General features: G+C 40.8%; 1 pseudogene. It reads right to left on the bottom strand.

Going from position 1 to position 287, the window contains the following annotated elements:
- A pseudogene (locus NDO48_RS29110) lies at positions 1-287 on the bottom strand (polyribonucleotide nucleotidyltransferase); the annotation flags it as partial.

Here is a 287-nt window from a genome sequence, read left to right as displayed (position 1 = left end):
AGCTGTTACTAATGCTTGCGTTTCGCCACGAGTAAATAGCGCAGAGCCATGTGTACGTGGTAATAAACCTGTACGAATATCTAAAGCACGTACCATGTCTTTTTCACGACCATCGATACGAGGTTCACCCGCTAATACACGAGCACGAACAATTTTCTTCTCTAAACCAGAGAAAATTTCAATGATTTCGCCTTCGTCTAAAGACTCATCTTCTGCTAATAATGTGCTGATCACTTCATCACGAATAGCATCGATTTGCTCATAACGCTCTTGTTTTTCAGTAATAC

It is taken from the genome of Aminobacter sp. MET-1, assembly GCF_026521175.1.
Lineage (GTDB): Bacteria > Pseudomonadota > Alphaproteobacteria > Rhizobiales > Rhizobiaceae > Aminobacter.
This window is presented reverse-complemented; position numbering and strand designations above follow the sequence as displayed.